Origin of the sequence: Hymenobacter sp. APR13 (genome assembly GCF_000737515.1) — a bacterium.
GTDB lineage: Bacteria > Bacteroidota > Bacteroidia > Cytophagales > Hymenobacteraceae > Hymenobacter.
In genome coordinates this window covers 882,481-905,112 of record NZ_CP006587.1, presented here as the reverse complement: position 1 = coordinate 905,112, position 22,632 = coordinate 882,481, and the positions used below count along the sequence as shown (strand labels likewise).

The following is a 22,632-nucleotide window of genomic DNA, read 5'->3' as shown; positions in this document are numbered from 1 at the left end:
GCTTCCCCCTATGCGTATTCTCTTCATCGTGCCCTACCCGCCGGGCCGGGCCCCATCGCAGCGTTTTCGGTTCGAACAATATCTACCCCTGCTCACTCAGGCAGGACATTCTTACCGGCTGGCCTCTTTCATTTCAGAAGATACCTGGGCCATCCTTTACAAGCCGGGCCACGCGCTGGCCAAAGTTACCGGCATTCTGGCGGGCTTCCTGCGGCGGTTTCTTTTGCTGTTTTCGGTGCCGACCTACGACTACGTCTTCATTCACCGCGAAGCCTCGCCCATTGGTCCGCCGGTGTTTGAGTGGCTAATTGCGAAGGTGCTGGGCAAGAAGATAATCTACGACTTCGACGACGCTATCTGGATTCCGAACACGTCGGAGGCCAACAAGATAGTAGCCGGGGTGAAGTGGCACCATAAAGTGGGCAGCATCTGCCGCTGGGCCTATAAAATCAGCTGCGGCAACGCCTATCTGCGCGACTACGCTCGGCAGTTCAACCCCAACGCCGTCATCAACCCTACTACAATCGATACAGTCAACCTGCATAACCGCGTGCGCGACCAGAAGGCGCCCGGCCGTTTGGTAATCGGCTGGACAGGCACGCACTCTACGCTCAAATACCTGGAGCAGGTGGTGCCGGTGCTGGCCGAGCTGGAGCAGCAGTACGATTTCGAGTTTCGGGTGATTTCCAATCAGCCGCCTGAACTGCCGCTTCGCTCGCTCAACTTCCAGCCCTGGCGCAAGGATACCGAGATTGAAGATCTGGCTGGCCTGCATATTGGTTTGATGCCGCTGGAAGATGATCCATGGGCGAAAGGTAAGTGCGCCTTCAAAGCGCTGCAATATATGGCGCTGGGCATTCCGGCTCTGGTGTCGCCGGTAGGCATGAACACCGAGGTAGTGAAATCCGGCGTGAACGGCTACGTCTGCACCACCGCCGCCGACTGGCGTCAGGCATTGGAAACGCTTATGCAGGATCCGGAGCTACGGATCAGTCTGGGAGAACAGGCCCGCGCTACTATCGTGGAGCGCTATTCAGTGCTGGCTAACGAGCAGACTTTTCTGAACCTATTTTCGTAGAGCGCGTTAGAGTGCGGCTCACGCTAAGCGGCAACAGTTACACTACGCCGCCGAGATGGAGTCAACTTAAGTGCTTCAGCCTGCAGAATGTATAGCGCACCTAAATAGAATGGCATAAGCGGAATTTTATAACGTACTAGTGTGCCAAAATTGCCGCTATTAGTACCTACCCCGATTGCCAGAATAATGGTGAATAGGAAGCAGAATGACAGGATAGGTAGTGAGCCGATAAGCCGAAATGTTCTAAAAATACCCGTTCGATAGAATATTCGGAGAGTCAGAAATGTAAACCAGAAGGCTTCCAGCGCAGAAAGAAGCATTACTGGATTGCGCGCTTCCCAGATGAAGGGACGAAAAATAGAGACAAATACAGCTTGTGGCGCCACATTCACAATACTGCCCAAGCTACCATCGATATTGCCGATGTCGTAGCCTGAGCCATCTTCCTTGGTGCGATTGAAAAGTGCTTGCTGCGTTATCCGCGTTCGTTCCCCAATATTATCCACATCAAATCTTTCATCCCCCTCTGTAAGCTGTGTTGCACCCACCAGCCCAATACCCGCTCCTATTACGATGAAGAGTGGTTTAACCAGCATACGAAGCGTAGCGTTTTTAATACGTTGGCTGTTCTCATTGAATACCCAAAAAATAGCTGGTGCCATGAATGACATCAGGATATACACTTTAATCATGGTGAGCAGATAGGCACACATGATTCCTATAATGGCAGAAAATATAACTCTTTTTTTTGCAATTAAAGTATTATAAAATCCGTAAAATACCCAGCCGAGAGCTCCTATACATAATGAGTCTTTCATAAAGCCCGAGCCCCAGAAAAAGACAGAGGGCAGGAAGAAAACAGCTATGGCAAGCTGCTTGTAAGCGGCAGGATATATTTTGGCAAACGTAATATACATAGCCCACATGCCTGTGAAGCTAATCGCAGCAAAAAACAGTGCAATAACTGAATACGTATTGAAGCAAAGTAGGCTTATCACAGCTGCGATCCGAACGACGTAATACTCAGTATTGGCACCAAACCAAAACATCGCTGCTGCATAACGAGAAATTTCTGGATCAAGTTTATTGGTAGAAGTGAGCAGCTTTATACCGGCCGGGAACGAATCGCCGAATGCTTTGTAGATAATAGATACATGATAATAATAATTGAATGTGTCGCCGCCCTCATAATAAAACTGGTAGATTAGTCCTAAGGCAATGGCCCCAACCATCTTTAAGGTGAAAGCAGGTATAAAATACTTGCGCGTGTACAAGTTGGTAACACGAGGACGCACCGCAAATGCCAGCGCATAAAAAAGCCCTAGATAAAAAGGCGTTAAGAACAGGTCTTGCAGTTCCATACGCGCAGGGTTACTTCTTGTACTTCTTAAGAAACGCCTTCGATTCCCGGTACTGGTCGGACTTTTTGTCGGCTATGTCCTGCACAACGGTGTAGTAGCGCCGGGCGGTTCCAAAGTCTTTTTCCTTCTCGGCAATGCGGGCCAGATTGTAGTTGGCGTGCAGGTAAAATCCGCCGTTGGCCTCATCGGTGCTTTCGGCAAATACAATGCAGCGCTGGTAGTAGTCTTTGGCTTTGGCGAAATCCTTATAGCGGTTCTGCATCAGCCAGCCCAGAAAGTAGGTGGCGTAGCGGCCGCTAATGCCTTCGTAGCCGGGCAGGCCCTGGTTGAGTTTGCTGAGAATCTCCAGGCTCACCCGCTCACTCTCCCGAAACTCACCCATGTTGAAGGCCAGCAACGCGTAGAAGCGCTGGAAGTAGCCGTTATCGGGGTAGGTGGAGGCCAGGTCGCGGGCAATGGGCATGGCCGCGGTGGGATTGTTTTCCTCATTGTTGAGGATGCGCATCAGGAAGACTTTCGCCTCAGGTCCCACGTAGAAGCCGTTGTCGGCCACGCTGCGCAGCTGCTGCAGGCCCAGCTGCTTGCTGCCTTTCGGAAACAGCAGCAGCACGGGCTTGAGCAGCGGGTAGTTGTCCGGAATCCAGACGGAGTAGTAGTTGAACAGCGCCTGCCCGAACAGAAACTCCGGGCTCAGACCGTTGGCTTCCTTGCTGATTTCCAAGTATTTCAGGGCGCGCTTGGCGCTTACCGTGGCCCGGGGCCAGTTGCTGCGCTCGGCGTTGAGGCGGCCATCAAAGCCATAGGCGGCGGCCAGGAAAAAGCAGGCTTCGTAGTTCTTTTTGTCGGCATCGTACAGCGCCTCGGCCTTGGTGATGGACGAATCCATGTAGGCGAAGAACAGCTTGTCGTACTGCTTGGTCTTGATGTTGGTCGGGACGATTTTCCACCACTGGCTCAGCCCCAGCAGGAAGTAGGGCATGGGGTGCTGCGGGTAGCGCCGCCGCAGGGAGCGGAATTGCTTTTCGGCCCGGTCGTACTTGCAGTTATAGAGGTTCTGTACGGCGCCTTCCAGTTCGGTCTGGATGTCCTTGTCGAGCAGCAGCCAGCCTTTGGTGTCAACGGCATTCGGCAGCACGTCCACATTCTCCGTCTGGATGCTGCGGATGGGCGTACGCATGGTGTCCGGCTGTTGGGCGCTGGCCAGCAGCGGCAGCAGCAGAAGCAACAGGACAAATCGGAGGCGAAGAATCATAGAATCGGCGGCTTGCGGGTGCGGCCGGGCGCAGGGCCCGAAGCGCACCGCCCATCGGAAACACTAAAGTATGGCTTTTATCCTAGTTTTGGACAAATAACAGGTCAATCATGGAGCTTTTACGGACCCTCTGTCAGATTCCGGCCCCCGCCGGAAATGAGGCAGCCCTCACGCAGTTTTTGCTGAACTACATCCAGACGGCCAGCCCCGGCTGGCAGACGCAGCCCACCGTGCTGGCCGGCGAGCAATGGCAGGATTGTATTATTCTGGTTTTTGGCCAGCCCCGTACAGCCGTTTTTGCTCACCTGGACAGCATCGGTTTTACCGTGCGCTATGGCCGCCAACTGGTTCGGATTGGCGGGCCGGTGCTGGACGAAGGCATTCGGCTGGTAGGGCGGGATTCGCAAGGGGAAATTGACTGCACGTTGGGAAGTGATGAAGAAACGGGCCAACCCACGTATGAGTTCACCCGCGACATCGACCGGGGCACCGAACTCACGTATTACTGCGACTTCCGCGAAACGGACACCACCGTGCAAAGCTGCTACCTCGACAACCGCCTTGGGGTCTGGAATGCGCTGCGGCTATGCGAAACCCTGCAGGATGGCATCATCGTGTTCAGCTGCTGGGAAGAGCACGGCGGCGGGTCGGTGGCCTACTTGGCCAAGCACATCTACGAAACCTATGGGGTGCGGCAGGCCCTGATTTCCGACATCACCTGGGTGACGGAAGGCGTGCATGCCGGCCAGGGCGTGGCCATCTCTCTGCGCGACTCCCTGATTCCGCGCCGCAGCTACGTGGAGCGCATCCGGCGCATTGCGGAGGCGGCCGGTATTCCGCACCAGCTGGAAGTGGAAGGTAGCGGCGGCTCCGATGCCAAGGAATTGCAGCACGGTGCCCAGCCATGGGACTGGTGCTTCATCGGCGCCCCTGAAGATAATGTGCACTCCCCCGACGAAATTGTGGACAAGCGCGACATTGCCAGCATGCTGGCCTTATATCAGGAGTTGATGCGGCAGCTGTAGTTGTCAAATAAACTCAGACCTTTGCAGCACATCAACAGTTTAGAACAAAGCGTGAATCTTCCTGCCCAAACGGTAGCCGAGAAGGCCCCTTTACAGCACCTTAGCTTACCAGGAGCTAGATATTCTGCACGCATCACGGGGCTTTTGTGCATTTTACGTAGTGATTTTCCATGCCAAATTCATTCTGTGGTCGGGCGGACGTCAGTACTTGCTGGTGCATCCACGGACAACTTGGGGGGCGTTAGATTACGTGGCTTTCGGGGCCGACATGCTCAGTTCGGCCGGCTATGAAATGGTTATATTCTTTTTTGTCCTATCAGGCTTTTTCATTCGGTATGCGCAACTACGCAAGCACCGGAAACCGATGGCATTTTACATCAACCGTATCGTACGGATCTATCCGCCGTTTTTGTTTGCCTCGCTACTAGCAATAGTAGGCTTGTGGTGTGTAGCGTGTGGAGTGCCTGCAGCTATTTCTGTTGAGAATGGGAGAGAACTGAACATCACCCTGGCTGAAGCCTGGAAAGAGTTGCAAAGCCTAGATCTGTTGGGATTAATGCGGACGTTGGTTTTTCTTCCACTTCAGGAAGTTTATATCGGCTACAACAATGTTTATTGGTCTTTGCTACCAGAAGCCATTTTCTACTTGGCCGTACCACTGGCTTTCTGGTGGACATGGGTGTACTACGGTTTGTCTGTAGTCATATACGCGGCAGGCCTGCTTTGGACCCAGCACGGTCTGCTGAACCCATTTATTGATTACTTGCTAACATTCAACTTCTACTTCGCAGTGGGTGCCATGTTCTACGATGTAGTAGTCCGCACGCCTTGGCTTAGCTGGGCCCGTCGGGTTCCCGCTTGGTGGCTGGTGCTATTGATGGGTGGTCTATTTGGGGCCTTATTGCTGCTAGCCGTCCTGAAAATCAAGCCCATTTCCGGCTTGGTGGCCACGCTACTGGCCGTGCTGAGCATGACTACGCTACTAGCGGGCAAAGTCTCCTCACATAATTTGTTGATTCGAGGCTTACACAAATTGGGGGTATTCAGCTTTTCGCTTTACCTCTACCACTTCCCATTGCTGCTGCTGTGCTACGGTGGTCTAGTGTATTTAACCGGAGAAACTGTGTTTTACGCCCGATACTACTGGCTGGCTCTTCCCTTAGTAACCTTTGTGTCATACATGCTATACTTGGTAACTGAGCGGGCATCTGTCAGGTACTTCCGGAAAGTGTAAATCTCGCAACTACGTAGCAGATGCAGCAGCTATAACCGCTACTCCAGCAAACCCGCCTTACGCGCCGGAAAGCCGCTTCCCGATTGAGGAAGCGGCTTTCTGCATTTCAAGAATAGCCGAAAAGCCATGTAGCTGCCAGTCAGCCAATAAATAAGCAGCCCGCATTTGCGAAGGGCAGGTTGAGGATTAGGCAATAAATTCTATTTTACCCTCCTAATTGTCTCATTCCCAACTAAACTCCCACTTCTTACCCCCGCTCTATGATGACTGTTCTCTACGCAGTGCCCGCGTTGGGTGTCCTGGCCTTGCTGTACACGTGGGGCCGCTCGGGCTGGGTGAGCCGCCAGGATGCCGGCGACGAGCGGATGCGCACCATTGCCGGCTACATTGCCGACGGCGCCATTGCCTTCCTGAAAGCCGAATACCGCGTGATGGCCATCTTCGGCCTGATTGCCTCCGCATTCCTGTTTTACCTGGGCAGCACCGGCGAAAAGTCCAGCCCCGTCATCGTCATTGCCTTCCTGATTGGGGCTGTGTTCTCGGCGCTGGCCGGCTTCATCGGGATGAAGATTGCCACCAAGGCCAACGTGCGCACGGCCCAGGCGGCGCGCACCAGCCTGAGCCAGGCCCTGAACGTGTCGTTTTCGGGTGGCTCGGTGATGGGCATGGGCGTGGCCGGCCTGGCGGTGCTGGGGTTGGGCTCTTTGTTTATCGTGTTCTATCAGCTGTTTGTGGTGAGCAAAGGCGGCAGTGCCAATGGCATTGAGATGGAAACCGCGCTGGAAGTCCTGACCGGCTTCTCGCTGGGGGCGGAAAGCATTGCCTTGTTTGCCCGCGTAGGCGGCGGCATCTACACCAAGGCTGCCGACGTGGGCGCCGACCTCGTGGGCAAGGTGGAAGCCGGCATCCCCGAAGACGACCCCCGCAACCCCGCCACCATCGCCGACAACGTGGGTGACAACGTGGGCGACGTCGCCGGTATGGGCGCCGACCTGTTCGGCTCCTACGTGGCCACCATCCTGGCCACCATGGTACTGGGCCGCGAGGTAGTGGCCACCGGCGACCAGTTTCAGGGCCTTTCCCCGATTCTGCTTCCGATGGTGATTGCCGGCATGGGCATCATTGCCTCCCTCATTGGCATCCTGTGCGTGCGGGTGAAGGAGGGCGGCAACGTGCAGGCCGCCCTTAACCTGGGCAACTATGTGTCGGTCGTCGTGTCGGGCATTGCCTCCTACTTCATTATCCGCTGGATGCTGCCTGCTGAATCCCTTGTGATTCGCGGCGTCACGTTCAGCGCCATGCAGGTGTTTTATGCCGTGGTAGTGGGGTTGATTGTAGGCACGCTGATGAGCATTATCACCGAGTACTACACAGCCATGGGCAAGCGGCCGGTGCTGAGCATTGTGCGCCAAAGCTCCACGGGCCACGCTACCACCGTCATCGGCGGGCTGGCCGTGGGCATGGAGTCCACGGTACTCCCGATTATCGTGCTGGCGGCGGGCATCGTGCTCAGCTACGAGTGCGCCGGCCTCTACGGCGTGGCCATTGCGGCCGCCGGCATGATGGCCACCACCGCTATGCAGCTGGCCATCGACGCCTTCGGCCCCATTGCCGACAACGCCGGCGGCATTGCCGAAATGAGCGAGCTGCCCAAGGAAGTGCGCGAGCGGACCGATATTCTGGATGCCGTGGGCAACACCACGGCGGCCACCGGCAAGGGCTTTGCCATTGCTTCGGCGGCCCTCACCTCGCTGGCGCTGTTTGCGGCCTTCATGGGCACGGCCAACATCACCAGCATCGACATCAGCAACGCCCGGGTGCTGGCTGGCCTGTTTGTGGGCGCCATGATTCCGTTCATCTTCTCGGCCCTGGCTATTTCGGCGGTGGGGCGCGCGGCTATGGCTATGGTGCAGGAAGTGCGCCGGCAGTTCCGCGAGATTCCGGGCATTATGGAGGGCACTGGCCGGCCCGAGTACGAGAAGTGCGTCGCCATCAGCACCCAGGCTGCCATTCGCGAAATGATGCTGCCGGGCGCGATTGCGCTGGTGGTGCCCATCATTGTGGGCTTCACCTTCGGGCCCGAGGTACTGGGTGGCACGCTGGCCGGCGTCACGGTGAGTGGCGTGCTGATGGCTATGTTCCAGAGCAACGCCGGCGGCGCCTGGGACAACGCCAAGAAGAGCTTCGAGAAAGGCGTGATGATTGACGGCAAGATGGAGTACAAAGGCTCCGACGCCCACAAAGCCTCCGTCACCGGCGACACCGTCGGCGACCCGTTCAAAGACACCTCCGGCCCCAGCATGAACATCCTGATCAAGCTGATGAGCATCGTGAGCCTGGTAATTGCCCCGCACATTGCCGCCCCAAACCGGGGCGTGGCGCCGGCCCACCTGGTGCCGCGTACCGAAGTGGACGTGCGGCCCAAGGTGCGCTTTGCCGACGTTACCGACCATGCTGCGGAAGCCGTTTTCGTGCTGTTGCGCAAGCAGTTGTAGGAGCGTTTTTAGTAGTTCGTGGTTGGTTTTTCGTTGGGTTGGCGGTGAAAGAATCCGGACACGAACAACGAAAAGCGAACCACAAACCCCGAACAAACCTCACCCTCAAGCCGCCTTCCTTCACCGGGAGGGCGGCTTTTTTCTACTACATTTGCCTGCCCGCTCACCCACGGCCCAACCCCAAACGGATGAATCCGGACCATATTTCGCTGCACGACAAACAGTTCGAGCCCTACCTGCCGGCCCGGCAGCTGGCCGCCAGCATTCAGCAGCTGGCCACCCAGCTCAACCACGACTACGCCGGCAAGACGCCGCTGCTGGTAGCGGTGCTCAACGGCTCGTTTATGTTCGCCTCCGACCTGATGAAGGCGCTGGCCGTTCCGTGCGAGATTTCCTTTATCCGCGTGGCCTCGTACCAGGGCACCAGCAGCACCGGCACCGTGCAGGAAGTGCTGGGTTTGACCGAAGACATCCGGGGCCGCCACGTCATCATCGTCGAGGACATCGTGGATACGGGCCACACCATGCGCCGCCTGCTCGATACGCTGGGCGCCCGCGAGCCCGCCTCGCTGGAAGTGGCCACCCTGTTTCTCAAGCCCGAGTGCCTGCAGCACGAGCTGCCCATCCGCTACGTGGGCCTGAGCATCCCCAATGATTTCATTGTCGGCTACGGTCTGGATTTCGACGGACTGGGCCGCAATTATCCGGACGTGTACAAGGCCGTAGGCAGCTGAATTGGCTCCCGGACGCAGCTAAAATTCGCTGGCGCCCGTAGAGGCTTTCCTATTCGTTGCTTATATTTCAGAAACACGCCCACTTTTCCTTTCCTCCGCGTAACACTTCGCTCCCCAACTCATGCTGAATCTCGTGCTCTTCGGCCCGCCCGGCGCCGGTAAAGGAACGCAAAGCCAGAAGCTGATTGCCCGCTATAATCTGGTGCACCTCTCCACCGGCGATTTGCTCCGTGCCCAGATTTCCCAGGGCACTGAACTCGGCCTGCGTGCCAAAAAACTCATGGATGAAGGCCTGCTCGTGCCCGACGAAGTGGTAATCGGCATGATCGACAGCGCCCTGCAAACCAACAAGCAGGCCGCTGGCTTCATCTTCGACGGCTTCCCGCGCACTGTGCCACAGGCCGAAAGCCTCGACCGCCTGCTGGCCGAGCACGAAACCAAGGTGTCGTGCATGGTGGCCCTGGAAGTGGCCGAGGAAGAGCTGGTAACGCGCCTGCTGGAGCGGGGTAAAACCTCCGGCCGCCCCGACGACCAGGACGAAACCAAAATCCGCAAGCGCGTGACGGTGTACAACACCGAAACCGCCCAGGTAGCCGGCTACTACGCCGCGCAGCAGAAATTCCATGCCCTCAACGGTATCGGCGCCATCGAAGACATCTTCGGGCAGATTTGCGGCATCATCGAGAAGCACCAGCCCGCCGCCCCCGAAAGCAGCCATCAGGCTACCGACGAAGTAAAAGCGTAACTTTGCGCCTGCTACCCGCTTGGGGTAGTGGCAGAACCATCTGTCATCCTGTGTATTTCGCCCCTGCGGCGGAATGGGCAGGATGACAGCTGTTTTACAGACATCCTGGAATCAAAAATTAGGAATAGCGTAAATTCTTAATTTTTAATTCTCAATTTTTAATTGAAAAGTGGCTTCCAATAATTTCATCGACTACGTCAAAATCAACTGTCGCTCGGGTAAAGGCGGGGCGGGTTCGCACCACTTTTTCCGCGCCAAAGGCCTGCCCAACGGCGGCCCCGATGGTGGCGACGGCGGCCGCGGCGGCCACATCATCCTGGAAGGCAGCTCCCAGCTCTGGACGCTGCTGCACCTGCAGTACCGCAAGCACCTGATTGCCAAGCCCGGCGAAGGCGGGGGCGAAAACCTGCGCAGCGGCGCCCAGGGCGAAGACATCATCATTCAGGTGCCGCTCGGCACCGTGGCCCGCGACGCCGAAACCGGCGAGAAGAAGCTGGAAATCACCGAGGACGGCCAGCGCCTGATTCTGACGCCCGGCGGCCGCGGCGGCTGGGGCAACGACCACTTCAAGTCGGCCACCAACCAGGCCCCGGCCTACGCCCAGCCCGGTGAGCCCGGCATTGATGAGTGGGTGATTCTGGAGCTGAAGCTGCTGGCCGACGTGGGCCTGGTGGGCTTCCCGAACGCCGGCAAAAGCACGCTGCTGTCGGTGGTGTCGGCGGCCAAGCCCAAGATTGCCGACTACGCCTTCACCACCCTCACGCCCAACCTGGGTGTGGTGGCCTACCGCGACTACAAGTCGTTTGTGATGGCCGATATTCCGGGCATCATTGAGGGCGCGGCCGAGGGCAAAGGCCTGGGCACGCGCTTCCTGCGCCACATCGAGCGCAACTCCATCCTGCTGTTCATGATTAGCTGCGACTCGCCGGACATCAACGCCGAGTACGAGGTGCTGCTCAGCGAGTTGGAGCAGTTCAACCCTGAGCTGCTGGAAAAGCAGCGCCTGCTGGCCATCACCAAGTCCGACATGCTGGACGAGGAGCTGGAGGCGGAAATCCGGGCTACGCTGCCCACCGACCTGCCGACGGTGTTCATTTCCAGCTTGGCCAACAAGAACATTCAGCAGCTGAAAGACCTGATCTGGGAGGCGCTGCAGCAAAACCGCGCCGCTGCGGCCGTGGCGCCGCGCCAGAGCCAGCAGGAGGAAGAGGATGCTGCCGAAGCGCCCGAGGCAGAGCAGGAGCAAGAGTAGCGCCGGCCGGTCCGACGGCGGTAGCCGTCTGACCGGCTGCCGCGTGCTGAAGTTGTGAGGTCGTTGTTCAGGTGGCTTGCGCGGCAGGCCCTGACGGCGACCGGTCGGACGCCTCTGGCGTCGGACCGGCAGGAGCAGCGGCCACGCCCAGGCTGCCAGTTCTTGCCCGCACTAACCGGAAGTGACTGAACCAACTGCCTGGGCAGGCGGGTTTCTGTGCCACAATGACAGCCGCGCGGGCTTTGGCAAACTCCTTGCGACCCGCTCCCAGCCTATGTCCTCCCGATTCAACCCATTCCGACGATTTAAAGCGAAGATGGCTGACGATACCAACCCCCAACCCGACGATACCCAATTCGACCACACCGCCGGCGAGCTCACCCAGGAGCCCAATGCCCCCGAAGCAGGGGAGGTAGAAGGCACTGAAGCTGCCGCGCCCGGCTCGAAAACTGAAGCCGAGCTGGCCGACCTGAAAGACAAGTACCTGCGCCTGGCCGCCGAGTTTGAGAACTACAAGCGCCGCACCACCAAGGAGCGCGCCGACCTGTTCAAGACCGCCAACCAGGAGCTGATGGCGGCTCTGCTGCCCGTGCTCGACGACTTCGACCGGGCCCGCCACCACACCAAGGACACCGACGACGCCAACGCCGTACGCGAAAGCATCGACATCATCCACAACAAGCTGCAGAAGACCCTCAACCAGAAGGGCCTGACGCCGATGGAAACCAAAGGCGGCGCGTTCGACCCCGACCTGCACGAGGCCATCACCCAGATTCCGGCCCCGTCGGATGACCTGAAGGGCAAAATCGTGGACGAAGTGGAGCGCGGCTATTACCTCGGCGACAAGGTAATCCGGCACGCCAAGGTGGTGCTGGGGCAGTAAACCCAGAGAAGGTCGTCATGCAGAGGCGCAGCCGAAGCATCCCGCATGGCACCGTTGACATAGTAACTCCCCCAACGTCAGCACGCGAGATGCTTCGGCTGCGCCTCTGCATGACAGACGAAGTACAATACCAACAATGGCAGCGAAGCGAGATTATTACGAGGTGCTGGGCGTAGCCAAAAACGCAGCCGCGGATGAGATTAAGAAGGCCTACCGCAAGGTGGCCATCAAATATCACCCCGACAAAAACCCCGACGACCCAACGGCCGAAGACAAGTTCAAGGAAGCCGCTGAGGCATACGAAGTGCTGTCGGACCCCAACAAAAAGGCCCGCTACGACCAGTACGGCCACCAGGGCATGGGCGGCAACGGCGGCGGCCCGAACATGGAGGACATCTTCTCCCAGTTCGGCGACATCTTCGGGGGCGGCGGTTTCGAGGGCTTTTTTGGCGGCGGCGGACGCGGCCAGGGCGGCCGGCGGGTGCGCAAAGGCTCCAACCTGCGCATCAAGCTGAAGCTGGACCTGGAAGAGGTGGCCAACGGCGTGGAGAAAAAAATCAAGGTGAAGCGCTACGTAGCGTGCAACACCTGCTCGGGCACCGGCGCCAAAAACGGCACCGACCTCAAAACCTGCGGCACCTGCAACGGCCAGGGCCAGGTGAAACGCGTGGTGAACACCATGCTCGGCCAGATGGTGAGTGCCTCTACCTGCCCCACCTGCGAAGGCGAGGGCAAAGTAGTGACCAGCAAGTGCGACGTCTGCCACGGCGACGGCCGCCAGCTGCACGAGGAAGTGATTCCCATCAACATCCCGGCCGGCGTGGCCGAGGGTATGCAGCTGAGCATGAACGGCAAAGGCAACTTCCCGGAGCGCGGCGGCGTGCCCGGCGACCTGCTCATTCAGATTGAGGAGGAGCCGCACGAGTCGCTGAAGCGCGACGGCAACAACATCATGTTCGAGCAGTATATCTCGTTCGTGGATGCCGCGCTGGGCGCCAGCATCGAGGTGCCGACCATCGAGGGCAAGGTGAAGATTAAGGTGGACGCCGGCACGCAGCCCGGCAAAATCCTGCGTCTGCGCGGCAAGGGCATCAAGGACATCAACGGCTACGGCCGCGGCGACCAGCTGATCCACCTCAGCGTCTGGACCCCGAAGAACGTGACCGGCGAGGAGCGGGAGCTGCTGGAGAAGCTGCGCAATGCTCAGAACTTCACCCCGAACCCCGGCAAAAACGAGAAAGGTTTCTTCGAGAAAGTGAAGGAGTACTTCCAGTAATCACGGATTTAACCGGATTAGACGGATTTCACGGATTTTGTAGACGATTGGGCGCCTGCTTCCTTTGGGGACGCAGGCGCTTTTTTTGGCTCTGCTTTGGCTTGAAATCTGTTTTGAGCTAACTGCGGAAGCCGTCAGTACGAGGTAGAGCCGCAATATTTTGCGTCTCGTCGTTGCTGATGTTGTTTAACCGGCGCAATTCCAGTCGTTCAACGACGAGACGCAGAGTATTGCGTCTCTACACCGTCCGATGTATCTCGAACAGTTTCTTAGCGGGCGTTGTGCGTGCTGGTTTTGCGGTGCTGACTGGCCTTGAAGTCGCGGCTTACCATGAACCCGAACAGGAGCAGGCTCACCAGCACCAGCCCCATCGACAGGTATTTGCGCGCTGGCGACAGAGGAACGGTTGTGGTGCTGCCGCCTTCGGCTGCGCCGGCAGAGCGGTAGCGCAGGTCGGAGAGGAACAGGCCGCCGCCCAGGGTCAGCCACATGCCGGCTTGCAGCCAGTCGTGAGAGAAAATCAGGCTGACCAGGCCGGTGAGTCCGAAAATTGCGCCGGTAAATACGTTCGGCTTTTTCATGGCAAGGCGGTGAAGAAGTGATTTGCCGGATGAATCGCACGCGGTGGCAGGGCATTACAGCGGACTACTGACGCGGCCGAAAAATATTTATGGGGCCTGCCTGTAATGCCGCCGCCGGGCTGCCGATATAGTAGCTGAAATCCCGCTGCCTGCATGAGCCCCGCTGCACCCTCTACTGCCTTTGTTGCCGTTGTGAATGAGTACCAGCCGCTGCTGCGGCGCGTGTGCCGGCTGTACTGCCCGGACGCCGACGACCGGCAGGACCTGTTCCAGGAAATAGTGCTGCAGCTCTGGCGGGCCTGGCCCAACTACGTGCCGCAGGCCAGCGCCAAACTAAGCACCTGGCTGTACCGCATTGCCCTGAACGTGGCCATCAGCAACCTGCGCCAGCGCACCCGCCGCCCGCAGGCGCTGCGCCTGGAGGCCGAGGCGCTGCAGCTGGCGCAGGAAACCGAGCCGCCCAACTACGAGGCCGAGGATATGGCGGCCCTCTACCGCGCCATCGACCGCCTCTCCGACGTCGATAAGGCCTTTGTGCTGCTGTATCTGGAGGAGCGCACCTACGAGGAAATGGCCGACATTCTCGGCATCACCCAAAACAACGTGCGCGTGAAAATGCACCGCGTGCAGGACAAGATTCGCCAACACCTTACCCGCCCCGTCTGATGGAACTCGATGACTTTCGCCGCCAATGGAAGACTACGCCGTCGACACCCATGCTGGATACAGCCCAGCTGCAGCAATTGCTGAAAACCCGGCCGGGCATCATCGAGAAGATGCGTCGGAACGCCCGGTGGGAAATGGCGGCTACGGCCGCGCTGATGCTGCTTTTCGCGGTTGCGTATCTGCGAACGGACAAGCTGATAGCACTAGCGCAGGTGAGTATTCTGCAGCTGATTGGAGCCGGCCAGCTCTACTATTACTACCTCAAGCTGGGGGTGTTGCGCCGGATGGCGACGGTGGAGGACAATGTGCAGGCGCATCTTCGGAAGATGTGCGTGGAGCTACGCCGGCTGCTGCAGTTCTTCTACAAGGCTACACTGGCCGCGGGGCCATTTGCCATCCTGACGAGCTACGGCTTTACCGTAGGTTCGGAGCTGAGCCGCCCGGGTGGGGTACGGGTAGGGTACCTGCTCGGCATGGCCGGCGGCCTGCTGTTTGCCGGTGCCCTGCTGCAGCTGCTGGTGGTGCGCAAAACCCGCTGGTACCTGCAGCGCCTCTACGGCCAGCACCTCGACCGGCTGGAGGCCAGCCTGCGCGAGCTGGAGGATACGGAATAACGCCAGTTTGGGCGCTGTTTCTGCCGGTTCAGGTAGCTGAAACCACCGCTTGAGAGAAGTTGAAGCAGCTTCTGTATCGGATTCGTGTAATATTACGGCACCACAAACCCTTCTTCCATGCCTCCCATTCTGCAAGCCATTGACGTGCGCAAGGCCTACGCCGCGCACACCGCCCTCGACGGCGTAAGCCTCGACATCCCGGAGCGCAGCATCTTCGGGCTGCTGGGGCCCAACGGCGCCGGCAAAACCTCGCTCATCCGCATCATCACCCAGATTACGGCCGCCGACTCCGGCGAAATCCGCATCCGGGGCGAGAAGCTCAACCCCAGCCACATCGGCCAGATTGGCTACCTGCCCGAGGAGCGCGGCCTCTACAAGAAGATGAAAGTGGGCGAGCAGCTTTTGTACCTGGCCCGCCTCAAAGGCCTGAGCCGCACCGATGCCACCCAGCGCATCAAAAGCTGGCTCACGCGCCTAGAACTCAAGCCCTGGGCCGAGAAAAACGTGGAAGACCTGAGCAAGGGCATGCAGCAGAAGGTGCAGTTCATTGCCACGGTGCTGCACGAGCCTGAAATCATCATCTTGGATGAGCCGTTTTCGGGCTTCGACCCCATCAACGCCAACCTCATCAAAGACGAGATTCTGGCCCTGCGCGAGAAAGGCGCCACTATCATCTTTAGTACCCACCGCATGGAATCGGTGGAGGAGCTCTGCGACAGTATTGCCCTCATCAACCGTTCGCGCAAGGTGCTCGACGGCTCGGTGCAGGACATCAAGAACACGTTCCGCACCCAGACCTACGCGGTGGAAGGCCGCGGCCGGCTCATGGTCACGCACCCCGACTTTGAGGTGCTGGAGCACAAGGAGCGCGAAAACGGCCACTTCTACGACGTCATCCGGCTGCACGCCGGCACCACGCCCAACGATTTGCTGCGCTACCTCATTGGCAGCGTGGAAGTGCATGCCTTCCGGGAGCTGATTCCAAGCATCAACGACATTTTCATCCGGCGCGTGCGCGAAACCATGCCCGAAACGCTGATGGAAGAAGCATCGGTTTAACAGACCGTCATGCAGAGGCGCAGCCGAAGCATCTCGCCAGTGTAGTAAATCAGTCATTCCGGGTGAAGTTGAGCAACCGCAGGAAGGCGGAGCCAATCTCGCCCGTGTAGCAATCAATATTTCCACAACGTCAGCACGCGAGATGCTTCGCTCCGCTCTGCATGACGTTCTCCCCAAAACCGAAACCCATCATGGATAAAATATTCCTCGTTTTTCAGCGCGAATACCTGTCGCGGGTGCGCAAGAAAAGCTTCATTATCATGTCGCTGATTGGGCCGCTGCTGACGGTGGCGCTGTTTGCGGTGCCTGTGCTCATTGCTAAGATGTCGGACAGCGGCAAGACGGTGGTGGTAGCCGATACCGGCAACCTGTTTGCCGGGAAGCTGCCCGAGGCCAAGGACGATATCCGGTTTGTGGCGACCACGCCCGACCTGGCCCAGGCCAAAGCCGAGTTCAAGAAAAGCAAGCACGACGCCCTGCTCTACATTCCGAAGCAGGACCTGGCCAACCCCGGCGGCTTCCAGGTGTTTTCGCGCAAGGGCCTGGGCGTGTCGCTGGAGCGTGACATCAACCGCGCCGTGTCGCTGCAGATTGAAAACCAGCGCCTCACGGCCTCCGGCATCGACCGCGCCACGCTTGATAAGCTCAAGGCCGACGTGAGCCTGGAAACGGTGAGCTTGAGCGACGACGGCGAGAAAAGCTCCAGCACCGGCGTCAGCACGGGCGTAGCCTACGCTTGCGGCTTCCTGATTTACATATTCATCTTCATGTACGGCGTGCAGATTATGCGCGGCGTAATGGAGGAGAAAACCAGCCGCATCGTGGAAGTGGTGATTTCCTCGGTGAAGCCTTTCCAGCTGATGATGGGCAAGGTGCTAGGCATTGCGGCCGTAGGCTTCACGCAGTTGGCGCTGTGGGTGCTGCTTTCTGTGGGCATCAGCTCCGTAATGGCGCGCTCCGTGAGCCCCGAGAAGATGGTGGAAGACCGGGTGAGCCGTACTACGGCCATGGCTTCGGGTTCGGCCACGGCTACGGTCAGCACCGATACGCCGCAGGAAAAAGCCGCCAAGAAAGACACCAACGTAGCCGCCAAGATGACGGCCGCTCTGCGCGCCGCCGACCTGAACGTGCCGCTGATTGTGGGCTGCTTCCTGTTTTATTTTCTGGGTGGCTACCTGTTCTACGGGGCGCTGTTCGGGGCCATCGGGGCGGCCGTCGACAACGACACCGACACCCAGCAGTTTATGCTACCCGTGACCATGCCGCTGGTGCTCACCTTCGTGGTGTCGCAGGCAATCCTCACCACCAACCCCAACGGCTCGGTGGCCGTCTGGATGTCGATGATTCCGCTTACCTCGCCCATTGCCATGGTCATGCGCCTGCCGTTCGGGGGCGTGCCGGCCTGGCAGCTGGCTACCTCCATGGTGCTGCTGGTGCTGGGCTTCATCTTCACCACCTGGCTGGCCGGCCGCATCTACCGCGTGGGCATTCTGATGTACGGCAAGAAAGTCAACTACCGCGAGCTGTCGAAGTGGATGTTCTATAAGGGCTAGCACAACACTGCGCCCTCTGCGCTAAACACGGCGTCCTCTGCGGGCTAAAATCGTAGCAACGACTTAGCCCGCAGAGGACGCCGTGTTTTCGCGGAGGGCGCAGTGTATCTTCGTGCTATGCGTATCTCGTTTCTCTCGTTTGTTCTGCTGATGCTCAGCTTCGCCGTGCACGCCCAAGACCGGCCCGCCTACCGCCTGTTCACGGCCGCCGGCAAGCCCGCCGGCTACGACAAGATGCTTAAGGAGCTGGCCGCCGCCGACGTGGTGTTCTTCGGCGAGCAACACAACGACCCCATGGCGCACTGGCTGGCGTTGCAGCTCACCAAAGACCTGCTGCGCCTGCGCCAGGGCCAGTTGGTGCTGGGCCTGGAAATGTTTGAGCGCGACGTGCAGCCGCTGGTCGACCAGTATACCACCGGCGAGCTGGACGACAAAGCCTTCGAGGCCGACAGCCGCCCCTGGCCCAACTACGCCACCGACTACAAGCCGCTGCTGCAACTGGCACGCCAGCAGAAATTCCGGGTGGTGGGCACCAACGTGCCGCGCCGCTACGCCCGGCAAGTATCTTATTATGGTTTGGCTTCGCTGGACACAGTGTCCTCTAAAGCCAAAGCTTGGATGATGCCGCTGCCGCTGCAAGTAGACTACAACCTGCCCGGCTACCAAAAGATGGCAGCCATGATGGGCGAGAGCACCCATGGCAGTATGACGCCACAAAAGATGGTAGCTGCCCAGGCCCTCAAGGATGCCACCATGGCGCATTTCCTGCAGCAGGCCCGCCCCGCCGGCCACCTGCTGCTCCACGTCAACGGCGCCTACCACTCCGACAACCACGACGGTATTCTGGCCTACCTGCGCCAGCAGAATCCGCAGCTGAAGGTGCTCACCCTCAGCACCGTCTCGCAGGCCAGCCTCGACAAGCTCGATAAGGAGAATCAGCAGAAAGCCGATTTTCTGCTGGTGGTGCCCGAGGATATGACCAAAACGTATTAATTGTTGACAGCAAAAAGGAACGTCATTCCGAGTGCAGCGAGGAATCTCGCGTGCTGACGTTGCAATGGCAACCAGATAGCAGCACGCGAGATTCCTCGCTGCACTCGGAATGACACAGCGTACCAGACCCATGATTTCCACCCTCGACCTCACCCAACTGCCCGACGCGGCTACGCTGCAGCGCCTCTGCCAGGCCCTGGCGGCGCTGGACGCCATCAACTCGCCCGACCCGGAGTTCCGTTACTACACCTACAACCCCGCCTGGGACGAGAACGAGGCCCTGTTTGAGATGAGCGACGGCGAGGGCGACCAGATGCTGGTGCTGTTCCGGCCCGAGGGCTGCTGCATCAACGGCTTCCTCTCCGAATACGACCAGCCCGAAAAGGCGCAGGTGACGCGCGGCCTGCCTGAAGTGTTCGACGAGTTTGTGTTCGGCGAGCCGGCCGCCTCCATCGGCACCACGTTCTGCGTGTGGTACACGCCCACCCACGGCTGGCAGACCGGCCTTGTGGACAACGAAGATGACGGCTCCGAGGAGCTGCTCTACATCTTCGACAACGACCCCGACACCTACGCCGACTGGGCCAACGAGTACTACCTCGACGAAACCGAGCGGGAGCCCCTCGAAACCGCCGACGTGGCCCGCCTCTACCGCCACGAGCCTCTCACGCAGGCCACCGCCCAGGCTCTCAACTCCGACCTCACCGACTGGCCCCAGCTGGCCGCCGACCTGGAGGCCATCGGCTATCCGCACGCCCTCAGCTAAATACTCCGGATTATGGTTTTTCGACCAGCGCACCTCTCCGATATTCCCGGCATGTCGGCCGTGCGCCTGGCCGTGACGGAAAACGTACTCCGCGACCCGGCCCTGATTACGCCCGCCGACTATGCCGACTACCTCGCGCAGCGCGGCCGGGGCTGGGTGGCCGAAGCCGAAGAATCCGGCCGGATTGTGGGCTTTGCTGTCGTTGATTTGCAGCAGCACAGCGTCTGGGCGCTGTTTGTGCACCCGGATTTCGACCAGCAGGGCATCGGCCGGAAGCTGCACCACTTGATGCTGGCCTGGTACTTCGCCCACACCCCGGAACCCGTGTGGCTGAGTACCGACCCCGGCACCCGGGCCGAGGAGTTCTACCGCCGCCAGGGCTGGCAGGCTACCGGCCGCACCGGCAGCGGCGAGGTGCGGTTTGAGCTAAGCCAGACCGCGTGGCAGCAGCGTTTAGCGGCCGACAGTCATGCGCGGTAGCGGCTGGCTGCTGGCGCTGGTAATTTTGCTTTGGCACCTGCCGACTCTGGCCCAGCCGGCCTTCACGGTGGTGCCGCTGGGCGTGCAGGGCGGGCTCAGCGAAGGCAACCTGTCGGCGTACCTGGTGGCGGCGGCCGGCTCCACCGACTACGTGTGTCTGGATGCGGGTAGCCTCTACACCGGCGTGGAAAAGGCCATTGCCCGCCGCGCGCTGCCGGGGCCGGCCACCGAAACCATCCGCAGCCGCATCAAAGGCTACCTGATTTCCCACGCCCACCTCGACCACGTAGCGGGCCTGCTGCTCAACGCCCCCGACGACGCGCCCAAGCCCATCTATGCGCTGCCCGGCTGCCTGGCTACCCTGCAGAACGACTACTTCAACTGGCGGGCCTGGCCCAACTTCGGCCCCAGAGGCGCGGCGCCGGCCCTGGGCAAATACCAGCTGCAGCCCTTGGCCATCGGGCAAGAGCTGCCGCTGGCCAACACGGCGCTCCACGCCACGGCCTACGCGCTCAGCCACGGCCGGCCCTTCCAGAGCGCCGCGTTTCTGGTGCGTAGCGGCCGCCACTACCTGCTCTACCTCGGCGACACCGGCGCCGATGCCGTGGAGCAAACCCAGAACCTGCGTACCGTGTGGCAGGCGGTGGCGTCGCTGCTGCAGGCCGGCCAGCTACGCGGGATTTTTATGGAAACGTCCTACCCAAACCAGCAGCCCGACAAGCAGCTGTTCGGCCACCTCACGCCGCGGCTGTTCTGGCAGGAGCTGGCAGTACTGGCCCAGCTGGCGGGTCCCGGCGCCTTGCGGGGTTTGCCAGTGGTGGTGACGCACCTCAAGCCCACCGCCGACCACGAAGCCACCATCCGCCGCGAGCTGGCCGCCGGCAACACGCTCGGCGTGCGCCTGATTTTTCCGGTGCAGGGCGAAAAGCTGGCTTTCTGACGCTGCTGGCTTCAGAAAGCGAGGAATAAGCCGGAAAAGAACGTTCTTTCAGTCTCATCCAGTCTTCTGAAACCATGGTAGACGTAACCATCCAGGGCCCCGACGTGCTGTTCAGCGTGCAGGGCCTGCACAAGCTCTGGGCCCTGAAAAGCCAGCTGTTGATTCCGCGCAGCCACATCCGGAGCGTGCGGCAGGACGCCGACGTGCTGAAAGGCTGGTGGAAAGGCTGGCGCGCCCCCGGCACCCACATTCCCGGCCTGCTGGCGGCCGGCACTTTCTACCAGGATGGCAAGCGCATCTTCTGGGACGTGCACAACGCCGACAACGCCCTCATCATCGACCTGGACCACGATGACTACAACCAGCTCATTGTGGAAGTAGCCGACCCCGCCGCCGTGCTGGCGCTGCTGGCCCCGGCGGAATAGGCACAAAAAAAGCTCCGGCCGTAGGGCCGGAGCTTTTTTTGTGCGAGAAAACCGAAAGCTGCTTACGCCGAAAACGACGAGCCGCAGCCGCAGGTGCTCTTGGCCTGGGGGTTGCTGAAGATGAAGCCGCGGGCGTTGAGGCCGTCCTGGAAATCAACTTCCATACCCAGCACGTACATGGCGTGCTTCTTATCCATGATCAGCGTTACGCCGTCGAGGTCGAAGGTTTCGTCCTGGTCTTTGGGCTTATCGAAGCCGAGCAGATAGCTCATGCCCGAGCAGCCCCCGCCCTGGACGCCCACGCGCAGGCCGTATTCGGCGGGCACGTTTTTCTCGTTCAGGATATTCCGAACCTCTTCCAGCGCGCGTGGCGTGAGGCTGATGGGAGCAAGTTTCGTGGAGACGGCCGTTGCCATAGTGCGTTCGTTTTTAGAAAAGTAAGGCGACAAAGATACGAAGCCGGCGGGGGAGTAGCGTTACTGCCGGACTGGCTTTGTTGTGGCTACAACAGCAGCAGTCAGCCGCTGGTTCAGCGAAGCCCGTTCTGCTGGCGCCGGGGGCGGGTGGCCGGAATGCCGCCGGGCGGGTAGTGCGGCATCTGCGCGGGGTGGTTACCTTCGCAGCGCATAGTCGTTTTCTGGTTTTAGTTCACCTCTGCTGCCCGTGTGGCGGCCCCATTCTGCATGAATACCACCGCTTACCTGTTTGAGCTGCTCAAAACCCTGCTGCCGGCGCTGCTGGTGGCCGGCTCTATTTTCTACCTCGTCCGGCAACACCTCGACCGGGAGCAGCAGCGCCGCCTGCTGGAGCTGCGCCTGGAAAACAACAAGGCCACGCTGCCGCTGCGCCTGCAGGCCTTCGAGCGCATCACGCTGCTGCTGGAGCGCATTACGCCCAGCAACCTGCTGGTGCGCCTGAGCAGCGCCGGCCAGACGGCCCCAGACTATCATCGGCTGCTGCTGCAGGAAATCCGGGCCGAATACGAGCACAACCTCAGCCAGCAGCTCTACATGAGCCCCGACACCTGGAGCGAAGTGAAAGCCGCCAAAGAGCATGTCCTGACGGCTATCAACAAGGCCTACCACACGCTGCCCCAGCCCCAGCAGGCCCGCGGCACCGAGCTGGCCAAGCGCATCCTCGAAAGCCTCATCACCGACGAAGTGGACCCGACCGAGCGGGCCCTACTGGCCGTCAAGCGCGAAGCCTTCGGGCTGTTTTAG

The 22,632-nt window shown here is 59.7% G+C and carries 23 protein-coding genes; 19 read left to right on the top strand and 4 right to left on the bottom strand.

Features of this window, described 5'->3' with window-relative positions:
- The first annotated feature begins 10 nt into the window (after positions 1-10).
- Positions 11-1,078 carry a glycosyltransferase family 4 protein gene (locus N008_RS03810; RefSeq protein ID WP_044013860.1) on the top strand — a complete coding sequence of 356 codons (1,068 nt, stop codon included), beginning with the start codon at positions 11-13 and terminating at the stop codon, positions 1,076-1,078.
- 23 nt (positions 1,079-1,101) lie between these two features.
- Here the strand turns inward: N008_RS03810 and N008_RS03805 are convergent, their stop codons facing one another.
- Positions 1,102-2,439 (bottom strand): hypothetical protein, encoded by a 1,338-nt coding sequence (locus N008_RS03805; RefSeq protein ID WP_052381164.1) that lies wholly within the window; start codon positions 2,437-2,439, stop codon positions 1,102-1,104.
- Between the two features lie 10 nt (positions 2,440-2,449).
- Positions 2,450-3,691: a tetratricopeptide repeat protein gene (locus tag N008_RS03800; protein WP_044018282.1), complete on the bottom strand. Its 1,242-nt coding sequence runs from the start codon at positions 3,689-3,691 to the stop codon at positions 2,450-2,452.
- A gap of 110 nt (positions 3,692-3,801) precedes the next feature.
- On the opposite strand from N008_RS03800, the gene N008_RS03795 reads away from it, so the two are divergent.
- From N008_RS03795 to dnaJ, 8 genes are all read left to right on the top strand, one after another.
- Positions 3,802-4,716 (top strand): M20/M25/M40 family metallo-hydrolase, encoded by a 915-nt coding sequence (locus N008_RS03795; RefSeq protein WP_044013858.1) that lies wholly within the window; start codon positions 3,802-3,804, stop codon positions 4,714-4,716.
- 121 nt (positions 4,717-4,837) lie between these two features.
- On the top strand, positions 4,838-5,950 hold the full coding sequence (locus tag N008_RS03790) for an acyltransferase family protein (RefSeq protein ID WP_081910596.1): 1,113 nt from the start codon (positions 4,838-4,840) through the stop codon (positions 5,948-5,950).
- Between the two features lie 260 nt (positions 5,951-6,210).
- The gene (locus tag N008_RS03785) at positions 6,211-8,445 is read left to right on the top strand and encodes a sodium-translocating pyrophosphatase (RefSeq protein ID WP_044013854.1); all 2,235 of its coding nucleotides are present in this window, start codon (positions 6,211-6,213) and stop codon (positions 8,443-8,445) included.
- 188 nt (positions 8,446-8,633) lie between these two features.
- The gene (gene hpt, locus N008_RS03780) at positions 8,634-9,179 is read left to right on the top strand and encodes a hypoxanthine phosphoribosyltransferase (RefSeq protein ID WP_044013852.1); all 546 of its coding nucleotides are present in this window, start codon (positions 8,634-8,636) and stop codon (positions 9,177-9,179) included.
- A gap of 121 nt (positions 9,180-9,300) precedes the next feature.
- Positions 9,301-9,924, top strand: a complete 624-nt coding sequence (locus N008_RS03775) for an adenylate kinase (protein ID WP_044013850.1) — start codon at positions 9,301-9,303, stop codon at positions 9,922-9,924.
- Positions 9,925-10,093: 169 nt separating this feature from the next.
- Positions 10,094-11,176, top strand: coding sequence for a GTPase ObgE (gene obgE, locus N008_RS03770; protein ID WP_081910595.1), 1,083 nt, complete (start codon positions 10,094-10,096; stop codon positions 11,174-11,176).
- Positions 11,177-11,492: 316 nt separating this feature from the next.
- Positions 11,493-12,059: a nucleotide exchange factor GrpE gene (locus N008_RS03765; protein WP_044013849.1), complete on the top strand. Its 567-nt coding sequence runs from the start codon at positions 11,493-11,495 to the stop codon at positions 12,057-12,059.
- Positions 12,060-12,195: 136 nt separating this feature from the next.
- The gene (gene dnaJ / locus N008_RS03760; RefSeq protein ID WP_044013847.1) at positions 12,196-13,335 is read left to right on the top strand and encodes a molecular chaperone DnaJ; all 1,140 of its coding nucleotides are present in this window, start codon (positions 12,196-12,198) and stop codon (positions 13,333-13,335) included.
- Positions 13,336-13,604: 269 nt separating this feature from the next.
- Here the strand turns inward: dnaJ and N008_RS03755 are convergent, their stop codons facing one another.
- A complete protein-coding gene (locus N008_RS03755; RefSeq protein WP_044013845.1) occupies positions 13,605-13,916 on the bottom strand; it encodes a hypothetical protein in 312 nt (103 codons plus the stop codon).
- Positions 13,917-14,069: 153 nt separating this feature from the next.
- On the opposite strand from N008_RS03755, the gene N008_RS03750 reads away from it, so the two are divergent.
- From N008_RS03750 to N008_RS03710, 9 genes are all read left to right on the top strand, one after another.
- Positions 14,070-14,582, top strand: coding sequence for an RNA polymerase sigma factor (locus tag N008_RS03750; RefSeq protein WP_044013843.1), 513 nt, complete (start codon positions 14,070-14,072; stop codon positions 14,580-14,582).
- A 50-nt stretch (positions 14,583-14,632) separates the two neighbouring features.
- Positions 14,633-15,196 (top strand): hypothetical protein, encoded by a 564-nt coding sequence (locus N008_RS03745; protein ID WP_044013841.1) that lies wholly within the window; start codon positions 14,633-14,635, stop codon positions 15,194-15,196.
- Positions 15,197-15,313: 117 nt separating this feature from the next.
- Positions 15,314-16,255: an ABC transporter ATP-binding protein gene (locus tag N008_RS03740; RefSeq protein ID WP_044013840.1), complete on the top strand. Its 942-nt coding sequence runs from the start codon at positions 15,314-15,316 to the stop codon at positions 16,253-16,255.
- A gap of 191 nt (positions 16,256-16,446) precedes the next feature.
- Complete coding sequence (locus N008_RS03735) at positions 16,447-17,808, top strand: ABC transporter permease (RefSeq protein ID WP_044013838.1); 1,362 nt, start codon at positions 16,447-16,449, stop codon at positions 17,806-17,808.
- Between the two features lie 117 nt (positions 17,809-17,925).
- Positions 17,926-18,801 carry a ChaN family lipoprotein gene (locus N008_RS03730; RefSeq protein ID WP_044013836.1) on the top strand — a complete coding sequence of 292 codons (876 nt, stop codon included), beginning with the start codon at positions 17,926-17,928 and terminating at the stop codon, positions 18,799-18,801.
- A 130-nt stretch (positions 18,802-18,931) separates the two neighbouring features.
- Complete coding sequence (locus tag N008_RS03725) at positions 18,932-19,567, top strand: hypothetical protein (RefSeq protein WP_044013835.1); 636 nt, start codon at positions 18,932-18,934, stop codon at positions 19,565-19,567.
- A gap of 12 nt (positions 19,568-19,579) precedes the next feature.
- On the top strand, positions 19,580-20,047 hold the full coding sequence (locus N008_RS03720) for a GNAT family N-acetyltransferase (RefSeq protein ID WP_044013833.1): 468 nt from the start codon (positions 19,580-19,582) through the stop codon (positions 20,045-20,047).
- Positions 20,037-20,987 carry an MBL fold metallo-hydrolase gene (locus N008_RS03715; RefSeq protein ID WP_044013831.1) on the top strand — a complete coding sequence of 317 codons (951 nt, stop codon included), beginning with the start codon at positions 20,037-20,039 and terminating at the stop codon, positions 20,985-20,987. The genes N008_RS03720 and N008_RS03715 overlap by 11 nt, the downstream gene beginning before the upstream one ends.
- Positions 20,988-21,061: 74 nt before the next feature.
- Positions 21,062-21,412, top strand: a complete 351-nt coding sequence (locus N008_RS03710; RefSeq protein ID WP_044013829.1) for a hypothetical protein — start codon at positions 21,062-21,064, stop codon at positions 21,410-21,412.
- A 62-nt stretch (positions 21,413-21,474) separates the two neighbouring features.
- Here N008_RS03710 and N008_RS03705 read toward each other — a convergent pair whose 3' ends face one another.
- Entirely contained in the window at positions 21,475-21,828 is a 354-nt protein-coding gene (locus N008_RS03705; protein ID WP_044013828.1) for a HesB/IscA family protein, read from the bottom strand.
- Between the two features lie 267 nt (positions 21,829-22,095).
- Between N008_RS03705 and N008_RS03700 the strand changes: the two genes are divergently transcribed.
- Positions 22,096-22,632 carry a hypothetical protein gene (locus N008_RS03700; protein WP_044013826.1) on the top strand — a complete coding sequence of 179 codons (537 nt, stop codon included), beginning with the start codon at positions 22,096-22,098 and terminating at the stop codon, positions 22,630-22,632.

Bases quoted from the DNA above. Each gene is read 5' to 3' on its own strand.
- N008_RS03810 (WP_044013860.1), top strand. From the start codon at position 11: ATGCGTATTCTCTTCATCGTGCCCTACCCGCCGGGCCGGGCCCCATCG.
- N008_RS03805 (WP_052381164.1), bottom strand. From the start codon at position 2,439: ATGGAACTGCAAGACCTGTTCTTAACGCCTTTTTATCTAGGGCTTTTT.
- N008_RS03800 (WP_044018282.1), bottom strand. From the start codon at position 3,691: ATGATTCTTCGCCTCCGATTTGTCCTGTTGCTTCTGCTGCTGCCGCTG.
- N008_RS03795 (WP_044013858.1), top strand. From the start codon at position 3,802: ATGGAGCTTTTACGGACCCTCTGTCAGATTCCGGCCCCCGCCGGAAAT.
- N008_RS03785 (WP_044013854.1), top strand. From the start codon at position 6,211: ATGATGACTGTTCTCTACGCAGTGCCCGCGTTGGGTGTCCTGGCCTTG.
- hpt (WP_044013852.1), top strand. From the start codon at position 8,634: ATGAATCCGGACCATATTTCGCTGCACGACAAACAGTTCGAGCCCTAC.
- N008_RS03775 (WP_044013850.1), top strand. From the start codon at position 9,301: ATGCTGAATCTCGTGCTCTTCGGCCCGCCCGGCGCCGGTAAAGGAACG.
- N008_RS03765 (WP_044013849.1), top strand. From the start codon at position 11,493: ATGGCTGACGATACCAACCCCCAACCCGACGATACCCAATTCGACCAC.
- dnaJ (WP_044013847.1), top strand. From the start codon at position 12,196: ATGGCAGCGAAGCGAGATTATTACGAGGTGCTGGGCGTAGCCAAAAAC.
- N008_RS03755 (WP_044013845.1), bottom strand. From the start codon at position 13,916: ATGAAAAAGCCGAACGTATTTACCGGCGCAATTTTCGGACTCACCGGC.
- N008_RS03750 (WP_044013843.1), top strand. From the start codon at position 14,070: ATGAGCCCCGCTGCACCCTCTACTGCCTTTGTTGCCGTTGTGAATGAG.
- N008_RS03745 (WP_044013841.1), top strand. From the start codon at position 14,633: ATGCTGGATACAGCCCAGCTGCAGCAATTGCTGAAAACCCGGCCGGGC.
- N008_RS03740 (WP_044013840.1), top strand. From the start codon at position 15,314: ATGCCTCCCATTCTGCAAGCCATTGACGTGCGCAAGGCCTACGCCGCG.
- N008_RS03735 (WP_044013838.1), top strand. From the start codon at position 16,447: ATGGATAAAATATTCCTCGTTTTTCAGCGCGAATACCTGTCGCGGGTG.
- N008_RS03730 (WP_044013836.1), top strand. From the start codon at position 17,926: ATGCGTATCTCGTTTCTCTCGTTTGTTCTGCTGATGCTCAGCTTCGCC.
- N008_RS03725 (WP_044013835.1), top strand. From the start codon at position 18,932: ATGATTTCCACCCTCGACCTCACCCAACTGCCCGACGCGGCTACGCTG.
- N008_RS03720 (WP_044013833.1), top strand. From the start codon at position 19,580: ATGGTTTTTCGACCAGCGCACCTCTCCGATATTCCCGGCATGTCGGCC.
- N008_RS03715 (WP_044013831.1), top strand. From the start codon at position 20,037: ATGCGCGGTAGCGGCTGGCTGCTGGCGCTGGTAATTTTGCTTTGGCAC.
- N008_RS03710 (WP_044013829.1), top strand. From the start codon at position 21,062: ATGGTAGACGTAACCATCCAGGGCCCCGACGTGCTGTTCAGCGTGCAG.
- N008_RS03705 (WP_044013828.1), bottom strand. From the start codon at position 21,828: ATGGCAACGGCCGTCTCCACGAAACTTGCTCCCATCAGCCTCACGCCA.
- N008_RS03700 (WP_044013826.1), top strand. From the start codon at position 22,096: ATGAATACCACCGCTTACCTGTTTGAGCTGCTCAAAACCCTGCTGCCG.